The 12,554-nt window shown below is 73.2% G+C and carries 13 protein-coding genes; 5 read left to right on the forward strand and 8 right to left on the reverse strand.

The window, feature by feature from the left end; translation table 11 throughout:
- Positions 1-154 precede the first annotated feature (154 nt).
- From AMK33_RS29355 to AMK33_RS29370, 4 genes are all read left to right on the forward strand, one after another.
- Positions 155-916, forward strand: a complete 762-nt coding sequence (locus AMK33_RS29355) for a DeoR/GlpR family DNA-binding transcription regulator (protein WP_073936007.1) — start codon at positions 155-157, stop codon at positions 914-916.
- Positions 913-1,860: a 1-phosphofructokinase gene (gene pfkB, locus AMK33_RS29360; RefSeq protein ID WP_073936008.1), complete on the forward strand. Its 948-nt coding sequence runs from the start codon at positions 913-915 to the stop codon at positions 1,858-1,860. The genes AMK33_RS29355 and pfkB overlap by 4 nt, the downstream gene beginning before the upstream one ends.
- Positions 1,861-1,942: 82 nt before the next feature.
- Complete coding sequence (locus AMK33_RS29365; protein WP_073936009.1) at positions 1,943-4,000, forward strand: PTS fructose transporter subunit IIABC; 2,058 nt, start codon at positions 1,943-1,945, stop codon at positions 3,998-4,000.
- Between the two features lie 116 nt (positions 4,001-4,116).
- A complete protein-coding gene (locus AMK33_RS29370; RefSeq protein WP_073936010.1) occupies positions 4,117-4,410 on the forward strand; it encodes a hypothetical protein in 294 nt (97 codons plus the stop codon).
- A gap of 42 nt (positions 4,411-4,452) precedes the next feature.
- Here AMK33_RS29370 and AMK33_RS29375 read toward each other — a convergent pair whose 3' ends face one another.
- Together AMK33_RS29375 and AMK33_RS29380 are read right to left on the reverse strand one after the other, a co-directional pair.
- Positions 4,453-5,199: a DUF6227 family protein gene (locus tag AMK33_RS29375; RefSeq protein ID WP_073936011.1), complete on the reverse strand. Its 747-nt coding sequence runs from the start codon at positions 5,197-5,199 to the stop codon at positions 4,453-4,455.
- Between the two features lie 194 nt (positions 5,200-5,393).
- Positions 5,394-6,422, reverse strand: a complete 1,029-nt coding sequence (locus AMK33_RS29380; RefSeq protein WP_073936012.1) for a P1 family peptidase — start codon at positions 6,420-6,422, stop codon at positions 5,394-5,396.
- 42 nt (positions 6,423-6,464) lie between these two features.
- Between AMK33_RS29380 and AMK33_RS41730 the strand changes: the two genes are divergently transcribed.
- Positions 6,465-6,641, forward strand: coding sequence for a hypothetical protein (locus AMK33_RS41730; RefSeq protein WP_107425243.1), 177 nt, complete (start codon positions 6,465-6,467; stop codon positions 6,639-6,641).
- Between the two features lie 22 nt (positions 6,642-6,663).
- On the opposite strand, the gene mscL is transcribed toward AMK33_RS41730, so the two are convergent.
- The 6 genes from mscL to AMK33_RS29410 form a co-directional block, all read right to left on the reverse strand.
- Entirely contained in the window at positions 6,664-7,134 is a 471-nt protein-coding gene (mscL, locus tag AMK33_RS29385; protein ID WP_073936013.1) for a large conductance mechanosensitive channel protein MscL, read from the reverse strand.
- Between the two features lie 135 nt (positions 7,135-7,269).
- Complete coding sequence (locus AMK33_RS29390; protein ID WP_235618236.1) at positions 7,270-7,791, reverse strand: RcpC/CpaB family pilus assembly protein; 522 nt, start codon at positions 7,789-7,791, stop codon at positions 7,270-7,272.
- 219 nt (positions 7,792-8,010) lie between these two features.
- A complete protein-coding gene (locus AMK33_RS29395; RefSeq protein ID WP_073936161.1) occupies positions 8,011-8,844 on the reverse strand; it encodes an S-methyl-5'-thioadenosine phosphorylase in 834 nt (277 codons plus the stop codon).
- Positions 8,845-8,941: 97 nt separating this feature from the next.
- Positions 8,942-9,271, reverse strand: coding sequence for an FmdB family zinc ribbon protein (locus tag AMK33_RS29400; protein WP_073936015.1), 330 nt, complete (start codon positions 9,269-9,271; stop codon positions 8,942-8,944).
- 67 nt (positions 9,272-9,338) lie between these two features.
- Positions 9,339-10,625, reverse strand: a complete 1,287-nt coding sequence (locus AMK33_RS29405; protein ID WP_073936016.1) for an MFS transporter — start codon at positions 10,623-10,625, stop codon at positions 9,339-9,341.
- Between the two features lie 268 nt (positions 10,626-10,893).
- Positions 10,894-12,426: a potassium/proton antiporter gene (locus AMK33_RS29410; RefSeq protein WP_073936017.1), complete on the reverse strand. Its 1,533-nt coding sequence runs from the start codon at positions 12,424-12,426 to the stop codon at positions 10,894-10,896.
- Between the last annotated feature and the right edge of the window lie 128 nt (positions 12,427-12,554).

A 12,554-nucleotide genomic window follows, 5' to 3' on the forward strand; every position in this document is an offset into this window, starting at 1 on the left:
TGGGGTGCCGGGCCCTTGTCATGCGGACGGGTGGGCATGAACAGAAGCCCGTTCATGCCCGAATGTGCCCATCTCCGTTTACTTCCCGGACATTCGAACGTACTCTGCGAGCGAAACCACACGTTCGGGCATGAACGGACTCGGAGGCACGCCCATGTACGCACCGGAACGCCAGCAGGAGATCCTGCGGCTCGCCCGCGACGGCGGCCGGGTGGACGTGGTCTCGCTGGCCGAGGAGTTCCAGGTGACCGCCGAGACCATCCGCCGGGACCTCAAGGCCCTCGACCGCGCCGGCCTGGTCCGCAGGGTGCACGGCGGGGCCATTCCCGCCGGGCGCCTCGACTTCGAGCCGGACCTCGCCGAGCGGGAGACGACCGCGGCCGACGAGAAGGACCGCATCGCCAGGGCCGCCCTCGCCGAGCTCCCGGCCGACGGAACACTGATCGTGGACGCCGGTTCGACGGCCGCGCGGCTCGCCGGGATCCTGCCGGCGGAGACCTCCCTCACCGTCGTCACCCACAGCCTGCCCATCGCGGCCCGCCTCGCCGACCACCCCGGCATCCAGCTCCATCTCGTCGGGGGGCGCGTACGGCACCGCACGCGCGCCGCCGTGGACGCCTGGGCGCTGCGCGCGTACGCCGAGATCCGCGCGGACGTGCTCTTCGTGGCCGCCAACGGGTTCTCCGCCGAACACGGGCTGACCACGCCCGACCTCGCCGAGGCCGCCGTGAAGCGCGCGGCCATGGCCGCTGCCCGCCGGGTGGTGCTGCTCGCCGACTCCTCCAAGCACGGCCAGGAGCACTTCGCCCGCTTCGGCGACCTGAGCGACGTGGACCTGCTGATCACCGACAGCGGGCTCGGCCCGGACGACGCCGCCGCGATCGAGCACGGCGGCACGGAAGTGGTACGCGCATGATCCTCACCGTCACCCCCAACCCGTCCCTGGACCGCACCTACGAGGTCCCCTCGCTGGACCGCGGCGAGGTCGTCCGGGCCACCGGTGAACGCGTCGACCCCGGCGGCAAGGGCGTCAACGTCTCCCGCGCCGTCACCGCGGCCGGCCGGCGCACGGTCGCCGTACTGCCCCTGGGCGGTGCGCCGGGCGCGCTGGTCGCCGACCTGCTCGACGCGCAGGGCATCGAGGTCGCTCCGGTCCCGGTCGCCGGCGCCACCCGCTCCAACATCGCGCTCGCCGAGGCCGACGGCGTACTGACGAAGATCAACGCACCGGGTCCGGAACTGACGGCGGCCGAACAGGAACTGCTCCTGGACACCGTGCGCCGGCAGTCCCCGGGCGCCGACTGGATCGCCTGCTGCGGCAGCCTGCCGCGCGGACTCGCCCCCTCCTGGTACGCCGAACTGGTCGCCCGGGTGCACGCCGCCGGCGTACGCGTCGCGCTGGACACCTCAGGGCCCGCGCTGCTCGCGGCCCTGCGCGAGCGGCCCGACGTGGTGAAGCCGAACGCGGGGGAGCTGGCCGAGGCCGTGGGGCGGCCCCTGGCCACCGTGGGTGACGCGCTGAAGGCGGCCGAGGAGCTGCGGGGGATGGGCGCCCGGGCCGTCCTGGCGAGCCTCGGCGCCGACGGGCAGCTGCTCGTGGACGACGACGGCGCCTGGTTCGGCACCGCCGCGGTGGACGCCGTCCGCAGCAACGTGGGCGCGGGCGACTCCTCGCTGGCCGGGTTCCTCGTCGCCGGCGGGCGCGGACCCGAGGCGCTCGCCTCCGCCGTCGCCCACGGCGCGGCGGCCGTCCGGCTCCCCGGCAGCGTGATGCCGACCCCGGCCGACCTGGACCCGGCCGCGGTGACCGTCACGGCCGAGGTACCCGCCGACCGCGCACTGCGGGAGCCGGTGTCATGAACCCTCCCCTCCCCCTCCTCACCCCCGTCCCCCCTTCCGCCCACCCCGCTGCACGGGCGATACGCGTGCGAAGGAGCCCGCGATGAGCGACATGATCACTGCGGAACTGGTCGATCTCGACCTGTCCGCCGACACCAAGGAGGCGGCGGCGCGCGCCCTCGCCGAGCGCATGGTGGCCCTGGGCCGGGTGACCGACCTGGACGGCTTCCTCGCCGACGTCGCCGCCCGCGAGGCGCAGATGCCGACCGGCCTCGACGGCGGCATCGGCATCCCGCACTGCCGCAGTGAACACGTCACCGAGCCCACGCTCGCCTTCGGACGCAGCGCCGCCGGGATCGACTTCGGCGCGGCGGACGGGCCCGCCGACCTGGTCTTCCTCATCGCCGCCCCGGCCGGCGCCGACGACGCCCATCTGACGATCCTGTCGTCGCTGGCCCGGCAGCTGATGAACGCCGAGTTCACCGATGCGCTGCGGTCGGTGGGCGATGCGGGGGCGGCTGCGGCGCTCATCCGGGGCGAAGAGGCAGGCTCCCCGGGCTCCGAGGACTCCGAGGACTCCGTGGCGGCACCGGGGGCGGCCTCCCCCGGTGCCGCCACGGACACCACCACCGTCGCCGCTGCCGAGGAGGAGCGCCCGTTCCGGGTCGTCGCCGTCACCTCCTGCCCCACCGGCATCGCCCACACCTACATGGCCGCCGAGTCGCTGGAGAACGCCGGCCGGGACGCCGGGATCGAGATCGTCGTCGAGACCCAGGGCTCCGCAGGCTTCACCCGGCTCGACCCGGCCGTGATCGCGGCGGCGGACGGAGTGATCTTCGCCCACGACGTGCCCGTACGGGAGAAGGACCGCTTCGCGGGCAAGCCGACCGTCGACACCGGGGTCAAGGCGGCCATCAACCGGCCCGCCGACCTGATCACCGAGGTGAGAGGCAAGGCGGAGCGCGGCGAGGTCACCGCGGCGGCCACGTCCGGAGCGTCCGGCGGTACGCCCGTCGAGCGGGCCGGTGACAGCGGCGAGGGCTACGGCACCAAACTGCGCAAGTGGCTGATGTCGGGCGTCAGCTACATGGTGCCGTTCGTCGCGGCGGGCGGCCTGCTCATCGCCCTCGGCTTCGCGATCGGCGGCTACGAGATCAACGAGGCGCCCTCGGTGATGGACCACTTCGTGTGGACCCAGGCCGACAGCTGGGGCGCCCTGCTCTTCCAGATCGGCGGCGTCGCCTTCGGCTTCCTCGTCCCGGTCCTGGCCGGTTACATCGCCTACGGCATGGCCGACCGGCCCGGCCTCGTGCCCGGCTTCGTCGGCGGCGCGATCTCGCTCACCATCAACGCCGGATTCCTCGGCGGTCTCGCGGCCGGTCTGATCGCCGGTGGCGTGGTGATCGCGATCCAGAAGGTGCGCATCCCGGCGGCCCTGCGCGGCATCATGCCGGTGGTGGTGATCCCGCTGATCTCCGCGGCGGTCGTCGGCTTCCTGATGTTCGTCGTCATCGGCAAGCCCATCGCCGAGGCCCAGAAGGGCATGACGGACTGGCTGAACGGCCTCACCGGCACCAACGCCGTCCTGCTCGGCGCCCTCCTCGGCCTGATGATGTGCTTCGACCTCGGCGGACCCGTCAACAAGGTCGCCTACACCTTCGCCACCGCCGGGATCGCCGTCGCGAGCCCCAGCGACTCCGCGATGAAGATCATGGCCGCGGTGATGGCCGCCGGCATGGTGCCGCCGCTGGCGATGGCCCTGGCCACCACCGTGCGCGGCAAGCTCTTCAACCGCACCGAACGCGAGAACGGCAAGGCCGCCTGGGTCCTGGGCGCCTCCTTCATCTCCGAGGGCGCGATCCCGTTCGCCGCCGCCGACCCGCTGCGGGTGATCCCCGCCTCCATGGTGGGCGGCGCGGTCACCGGCGCCCTGTCGATGACCTTCGGCGCCACCCTGCGCGCCCCGCACGGCGGCATCTTCGTCGTCCCGCTGATCGGCAACCCGTTCCTCTACCTGGTCGCCATCGCCGCGGGCGTGTGTGTCACGGCGGCCCTGGTGATCGTCCTCAAGGGCCTGCGCAAGCCGGCCCCGGCCACCACGGGCGCGGGCGAGGGCGCCTCGGCTCCGTCGGCGGGGACCAAGCAGCCGGTGGCCGCGTAGAGTTACGACGGTGCGTCCGTTTGGGTAGGTGTGGGCGGTTCATGCCTACTGCGATATAGATCACGATCATCACGATCCGGGGTCAAAGCCCCGGATCTTGGTGTGTACTGGGCCGCATGCCTGAGTACACGACACTCTCGCGGACGACGGGCGCCACCGTCCTCACCCTGGTGGCCGTGGCCTGTGCGGCGGGCCTGGCCGACGCCCTGCGGCGCCGGCGCGGACGGACGCGCGCACGCGAACCCCTCGACGAGGCGGCCCGCCGGCAGCACACCCCCCACGCCCCTCACGGCGCCCCGGTGATCCCACGCCAGCGGCGGACCGGCCCCCACGTGGAAGCCGTACGGCTCACCCCGGCGGAGCGCGACGCGTTCGCCGGGCTGGTACGGCGCTTCGGCGAAGGGGACTGAGCGGGGCTGAGCGGGGCTGAGTCGCGGCCCCGGCCGCCCGCGTCAGGAGACCTGCGCCGCCCGGCGCTCCATCGCGTCCCGCGCCGCGTCCTCGCTGGCGTACACCTCGCACATGTGCCGTCCGTCCGGCGTGACCGTGTGCTCGACCTCCCACACGGACATCTCCGCGCCGTCCCCCAGCAGGAACGCGTGCTCGTAGAGCGAGAAGGACAGCCCCGGACGCCCCGCGCGCGACGGGCGGCCGAAGGCCTGCGTGATCCGGTGCGCGCACGCCGTGGCCAGCAGCGCGGCCGTCTCCGCGCCCGGCCGGTCCGTGTTCTCCGCCCGGCGCAGTAAACGCCGCGCGTGATCCGCGGAACCGTCCGGAACGTACACCTGCCGCAGCGTGGGAGGCGGCAGCAGCTGCACCGTCACCGGCAGCTCGAAGTCCGGCGTGTCCGGCGGCAACGGCAGCCGGGCCGTGGCCGTCCGCAGCTCCTCCTCGTCGACATACACCTCGTGCTGCGGTTCGTCCCCCGGCGCCGTGTTGTGCACGAGCTCCCAGAGCGTCAGCGCCGAACCGTCGGCGAGCAGCCAGGTGTGCCGGTACGTCTCCCGGTGCAGACCGGCGCTGTGGTGCGCGGAGTGCAGCGAACCGTCGTGCGCCAGCGCGCAGTCCAGCCGCCGGATCGTCTCGTCCGGCAGCTCGAAGGAGTTCAGGGCACGGCCGAGGAGGCGCGCGAGGTGCTCCTCCGGAGACTCGGGCGAGTCGGATGGTTCGTACGCTGCCGTCTCGTACGGAACGCTCAAGGTTTCTCCCGGCGTTGCTGCATGTCACCTTGTGGGTGCATACCGTAGCCCCTCGGTCGGACATCGTGTCCGGGAACTGAGAAAACGTATGGCCGAAAAACGAGCGGAGCGCAAGAGAAGTTCCCGACGGGGCCGGTACGGGCATCAATTGCTCCTGGTCAAACGGTACTTCCGCAGCCGGTCGCCGGCACCCCTCACCGCTCGCCGTACAACTCCCCGTACGACGGCCACGAACCGCCCGGCCCGTCCACCGGACCGGCGGCCCGGACCGCTCGTACGATCGCGCGGGTCACCAGGTCCGCGCCCGCCGCGAGAACCTCGTTCAGGGCCAGCGGGTCCGCCGCGTCCAGCGGACGGGCGCCCGTGGCCAGGGTGAAGACGGTGTCGCCGTCGCTGAGCAGATGCACCGGCCGTACGGCCCGCGCGATGCCGTCGTGCGCGGTGCCGGCCAGCTTCTGCGCCTGCGCCTTGGACAGGCCGGCGTCGGTGGCGACCACCGCGAGCGTGGTGTTCAGCGGCGGATCCGCGTTCCGCCCGGCCACCTCCGCGAGCCGCCGCAGCGCGGCCTCGTGCACCTCCGGTTCCGGGTACCGCACCCGGCCCTGGAACAACTCCCCGTACAGCACCCCCGTCCCCGGATCCACCGCCGACCCCGCCGCGTTGGCCACCACCAGAGCGGCCACCGTGATGCCCGACTCCAGCACCGCGCTCGCGGTACCGATCCCGCCCTTCACCTGCCCGACCACCGCGCCCGTACCGGCGCCCACGCACCCCTGCGGCACCGGCGCGCCCGGATCGCTCGCCGCCGCGGCCTCGACCGCGGCCCGGCCGGTGGCCGCGTCCGGCCGGGCCCGGAAGTCGCCGCCCCGGCCCAGGTCGAAGACACAGGCGGCCGGCACCACCGGCACCACATGCGCGGGATCCGGCCCGACGCGCACCCCGCGCCCCCGCTCCTCCAGCCAGGCCATCACCCCGGACGCCGAGTCCAGCCCGTACGCGCTGCCCCCGGTCAGCACCACCGCCTCGACCGTCCGCACCAGGTTGCGCGGATCGAGTGCGTCGGTCTCCTTCGTGCCGGGCCCGCCGCCGCGCACGTCCACCGCGGCCACGGCCCCGCCCTCGGGCGCGAGCACGACCGTGGTGCCCGTGAGCCATCCGTCGCCGGTACGCGTCGCGTGCCCCACGCGCAGGCCGGCCACATCCGTCAGAGCGTCAGCTTTCATGGGCCAGTACTGCCCGGTCAGGGGCGGCCGTACCCTGGACGTATGAGCACCGCCCCCGATCCCCGCCCGAGTGGGCCCAAGCCGGCACTGGTCTTCGACGACCCGCTGGACCAGCAGTCCTCGGACGACACGGACCGCGGCTGGGGCGAGCGCCCGTCCGGTGACAGCGCGGCCGATCTGAAGCGCTTCCTCGACGAGAAGCCGCCCCACCACATCTGACCCGCCCGTCGGCGGGCCGCCCCTACCGCTCGCCGTGCCCCGTGCCGCGCTGCGCGACGAGGGTGTCGCGGATCTCCTTGAGCACCTCCAGCTCGGTGATCTCGATGACCTCGTGCGTGCCCTCCTTCGCCTTCCGGCGGGCCTCCACCCGGGCCAGGTACTTCGCCATGGGCAGCACCATCAGGAAGTAGACGACCGCCGCGGTGATCACGAACTGCAGCGTCGCCCCGAGGACCGAGCCCCACAGGATCCTGACACCGGTCGCGGCGTCCCCGGTGCCCTCGCAGGGGCCCTTCAGACACGAGCTGTAGCTGTCCAGGTTCTTCGTGCCGAACGCACCCACCAGCGGATTGATGACGCCCTTCACGACCGAGTTGACGATGTTCGTGAAGGCGGCACCGATGACCACCGCCACGGCCAGATCGACGACGTTGCCCCGCATCAGGAAGGCCTTGAAGCCCTGCAGAATGCCCGTCTTCTCCTGGTCGCTCACTTCGAGGCCTCATTTCTCGTGCGAAGGGTACGGAAGAAAGCGCTCCGCAACCTACGTCACGCCGGTGTCGGCCTGTCCAATCGGGCCGCCCGGCGCAAGGGCCCGACGCGCGGACGAGGGCCGGAGGAGCACCGGTCACCACACCGTCACCGCCAGCCGGGCCGTGGCGCTCGCGCCGGCCAGCTCGGCCGCCGTGGAACGCGGCACCGACAGCACGACCAGCGCCCCGCCGTCGCCCGTTCCGCCTGCTCCGTCCGCTCCGTCCGCCGGTTCCGGCACCTCGGTCACCCGTGCCCCGCGCGCGACCACGCGGGCCTCGCCCCCGGACGCCGTCTCCTCGGCGGCGATCACGTCCACCCGGTCGCCCGGCCGCAGCAGCCGTACCGTGGCCGCGTCGGCGATCCGCACCGCCGCCGTGACCGCCGCCCCCGCGCCCCGCGCCCGTACGGCACGGTCCCCGGAGGACACCGAGGCGGCACGGGCCGCCGGGGACCCGTCGGGGCGGCCACGGGACCGGTCCGCGTCCCGCGGCCCCGCCGCCACCAGCGCCGCCGCCGTGACCGCGAGACCGAGCGCCATGGCCCGCCTCCGGTGCCGTACGAGCCCGCCCGGGAGCGGCAGGCCGCCGCGCACCCGCACCGGGGCGAAGTGCGGCACCTCGCACGGGGGAGGGACCTCAGGGCCGGGCGGACGGGGGGAAGAGGGGGAGCGGAGCGAGGAGGGAAGACGGGACACGGATACCACCACCTGCGACGAGGGACCGGCTTGCGACTCCCACGATGAGGCCTCGCGCCGCGCCCCGCCGGGCCCTGTGGACGTACCACGAACCTGTGGAGAACTCCCCCACCCGAACGGGACGTTCCGCCCCGCCACCGGCTACGGCAGCGCGAACCCCGGGTCCATCCCGCCCAGCGCCGACGTGCACAGACAGTCCCGCTCCTCCGTCGCCGGCAGCGCGGCCACCGCGTCGAAGAGCACGCCCCGCAGCCGGTCCACGTTGGCGGCGAACACCCGCAGCACCTCGTCGTGGGAGACGCCCTCCCCGGTCTCGGCGCCGGCGTCCAGGTCGGTGACCAGGGTCAGGGAGGTGTAGCAGAGCTCCATCTCACGGGCGAGCGCCGCCTCGGGGTGGCCGGTCATGCCCACCACCGACCAGCCCTGCGCCTGGTGCCACAGCGACTCGGCGCGGGTGGAGAAGCGCGGCCCCTCGACCACGACCAGCGTGCCGCCGTCCACCGGCTCCCAGCCCCGGCCCCGTGCCGCCTTCAGCGCGGCGGCCCGCCCGGTGGGGCAGTAGGGGTCGGCCAGCGACACATGGACCACGTTCGGCACCGTGCCGTCGGGCAGCGGCAGCCCGTCGAAGTAGGTGCCCGTCCGGGACTTCGTACGGTCCACGAGCTGGTCCGGCACGAGCAGGGTGCCCGGCCCGTACTCGGGGCGCAGGCCGCCGACCGCGCACGGCCCGAGGACCTGGCGCACGCCGACCGACCTCAGCGCCCACAGGTTGGCCCGGTAGTTGATGCGGTGCGGCGGCAGATGGTGGCCGCGTCCGTGCCGGGGCAGGAAGGCGACCCGCCGGCCGGCCACCTCGCCGAGGAAGAGGGAGTCGCTGGGCGCCCCGTACGGGGTGTCCACCTGGACCTCGGTCACGTCGTCGAGGAAGGAGTAGAAGCCGGAGCCGCCGATCACGCCGATCCCGGCCTTCGCCATGTTCGCCATGCCCCGCACCCTAACCGCACCCGGAAACGCCGAAGACCCCGTCGTCGGCGGACGACGGGGTTCCGTAAGAATCCGTGAGAAAGCGGCCCTACGCGGCGGTGGTGCCGGCGGTGCTGCCCGAACCGGAGGAGCCGGACGACGAACCGGACGACGAGCTCGAACCCGAGTCCGAGGAGGAGGAGGACGTCGACGACGAGGTGCTCGACGACTTCGACGACGCCGGCGAGCTGCTCGACGAGGAGCCGCGGCTGTCGTTGCGGTAGAAGCCGGAGCCCTTGAAGACGATGCCGACCGCGGAGAACACCTTCTTCAGGCGGCCCTGGCAGTTGGGGCACTCGGTCAGGGCGTCGTCGGTGAACTTCTGCACCGCCTCGAGGCCCTCGCCGCACTCGGTGCACTGGTACTGGTAGGTCGGCACTGTCTTCCTCCTGGCACTCTCACTCGATGAGTGCTAACGACGGTCCATCTTGACGTATTCCGCGGGTTCAGTCCACTGCGACGGACTCGCGGTGACCGACGCCACGCGCGACGGTGCGCCCGCGCGGGGGCGCGGCCAGCCGCGACCGCAGCGCCAGCAGCGTCGCGAGGGCCAGCACCGTACCGGCCATCGGGACCAGGAAGCCGGCGCCGCCCCACAGGCGGTCCTCCAACTGCCCCGCGACCGTGACGGCCGCCGCCTGGCCGAGCGCGACGGCGCCGGTCAGCCAGGTGAAGGCCTCGGTGCGGGCGCCCGCCGGGACCAGGTTCTCCACCAGTGTGTAGCCGGTGATCAGGGCCGGTGCGATGCACATGCCGACCAGGAGACCGAGTCCGGCCAGCAGCAGGGCCGAGTGGGCGGTCCACAGGGCGGACGCGGTCAGCGCGAGCGCCGTGTAGCCGATCACCAGGCGCCGCTGCGGGGCGGTCTTCCAGGCGATCGCGCCGCAGGCGATGCCGGAGAGCATGTTGCCCGCGGCGAAGACGCCGTAGAGGACGCCGTTCAGTCCGGGCTCACCGATCGACTCGGTGAACGCGGCCAGCGAGACCTGCATGCCGCCGAAGACGGAACCGATGCCCAGGAACGTCACGATCAGCACGCGCACACCGGGGACGCGCAGCGCGGAAACGTGCTCCACGCGCGCGTGCCCGTCGCGGCCCGCCTCGGGCTGTGTGCCCTTCTGGGCGGCGAACAGCAGACCGCCGACCAGCGTCAGCGCGGCCTCGGTGAGCAGGCCCGCGGCCGGGTCGACGGCCGTGCACAGGGCGGTGGCCAGCAGCGGTCCGACGACGAAGGTGAACTCGTCGGTGACGGACTCGAAGGCCGCCGCGGTGGTCAGCAGCGGGGAGCCCTTGAGCCGCACGCCCCAGCGGGCCCGCACCATGGGCCCGACCTGCGGCACCGAGGCACCCGTGGGCACGGCGGCGGCGAACAGCGCCCACAGGGGCGCGTCGGTCAGCGCCAGCGCGGTGAGGGCCAGTCCGGCCGCCGTGTGGACGAGGACGCCGGGCACGAGGACGGCGCGCTGACCGTGGCGGTCGGCGAGACGGCCGCTGTAGGGGGCGAACAGCGCCATGGAGACGCCGGTGACGGCCGCGACGGCGCCGGCCGCGCCGTACGAGCCGGTGGTGTGCTGCACCAGCAGCACGATGGAGAGGGTGAGCATCGCGAACGGCTGGCGGGCCGCGAAGCCGGGGAGCAGGAACGTCCACGCGCCGCGCGTGCGCAGCAGCCGGCCGTATCCCGGTCGGGAGGTGGCCGTCGAGTCCTTCGACGTGGTGACCGTGGATGCCACGGCCCGTGCCTTTCCGCCACCTGGTAGCGGCCCGCGCGGGTCGTGCGGGGGCGCCGAGAGCTGTCCTCTTGCGCTGACTGCGGTAGATACCGGCGCCACAGCTCAGGGCGTTCCGGCCGCCATACGGTCGCGCCAGCTCTGCGTCAGGCAGAGTTGGTTCGATCTGGGGGTCGCTTGCATCGTACAGGGATCACCTGTCGTCCGCTGTGAAGCCGGGCACGCCGTCGGCGGCCCGCCTGCGGTCCGTCGGAGTCCTGTCCGCTGTCCGTCAGCGGCCCGCCTGCGGTCCGTCGGCGCCCAGCCAGCCGGCCAGCTTGCCGCCCCGGCCGACCGCGCGCAGGCGCCGTTCGGCGGCGTCCCGTACCGGGTCCGTGGCGACGACGAGCAGCTCGTCCCCGCGGCGCAGCACCGTCGACGGCAGCGGCACGAAGGACGTCCCCTCGCGCACGACGAGGGTGACGGCGGACCCGTTCGGCAGCCGCAGCTCGGCGACCTCCACGCCGTGCATCCTCGACCCGGCCGGGATGGCGACCGACAGCAGGTGTCCGCGCAGCCGCTCCAGGGGCGCCGACTCGATGCCGAGGTCGGCGGCGGATTCCCCGCCCAGGCGCAGTTTGCGGGCCAGCCAGGGCAGCGTCGGGCCCTGGATGAGGGTGTAGACGACGACCAGGACGAAGACGATGTTGAAGATCTTCTCGCTCGCCTCGACGCCCTCCACCATCGGGATCGTCGCCAGGATGATGGGCACGGCGCCGCGCAGCCCCGCCCATGACATCAGTGTCTGCTCCTGCCAGGGCACCCGGAACGGCAGCAGGCAGACGACGACGCTCAGCGGGCGGGCCACCATGGTGAGCGCCAGCCCGATGACCAGCGCGGGCACGATGTCGTCGCCCAGTTCGTGCGGGGTGACGAGCAGGCCGAGCAGGACGAACATGCCGATCTGGGCGAGCCAGCCGAGCCCTTCGGCGAAGCCGCGCGTGGCGGGCCAGTGCGGCAGTTTGGCGTTGCCCAGCACCATCGAGGCGAGGTAGACGGCGAGGAAGCCGCTGCCGTGGACTATGGCGCCGGCCGCGTAGGCGGCGACCGCGATGGCCATGACGGCGATCGGGTAGAGGCCGGAGGCGGGCAGCGCCACGTGCCGCAGCCCCCAGGCGCCCAGCCAGCCCACCGCGAGCCCGATGGCGGCGCCGATGGCCAGCTCCAGCACTATCTCGCCGACCAGGACGTACCAGTGCTCGACCGGTCCGGCCGAGGAGAAGGCGACGACCAGGATGACGACGGGCGCGTCGTTGAAGCCGGACTCCGCCTCCAGTGTGCCCGTCACCCGCGCGGGGAGCGGTATTTTCCGCAGCACGGAGAAGACGGCCGCCGCGTCGGTCGACGACACCACCGCGCCGATGATCAGCGCCTGCCGCCACTCCAGCCCGACCAGGAAGTGCGCGGCCGACGCCGTGACGCCGACGCTCACCGCGACGCCGGTCAGCGCGAGCGCGGAGGCGGCGGGCAGGATCGGTTTCACCTCCGTCCACTTCGTGCCCAGACCGCCCTCGGCCAGGATCACGACCAGGGCCGCGTATCCGATGACCTGGGTCAGCTCGGCGTTGTCGAAGTGGATGTCGCCGATGCCGTCCTGGCCCATGGCGATGCCGATGCCCAGGTAGACGAGCAGGCTGGGGAGCCCGCTGCGCGAGGAGATCCGGACCGCTGCGACGGCGACGAGCAGGACGATCGAGCAGACGAGCAGGAGCTGGTTGAGGTGGTGGACAGTCAGCGGCCGTTCCCTTCCCTGACTCAGGCGCACCCGCGCGTGAGCTCACGTACATCGCATACGAGCCACCGCTTCCGCGGCAAACTACTTCGTTACCTTACCTAACTCTTGACGTTTTCTTGACGCTCGGGACGGCAAGATCGAACGTCCGTCCGGGCTGG

It is taken from the genome of Streptomyces sp. CB02400 (assembly GCF_001905725.1).
Classification (GTDB): domain Bacteria; phylum Actinomycetota; class Actinomycetes; order Streptomycetales; family Streptomycetaceae; genus Streptomyces; species Streptomyces atrovirens.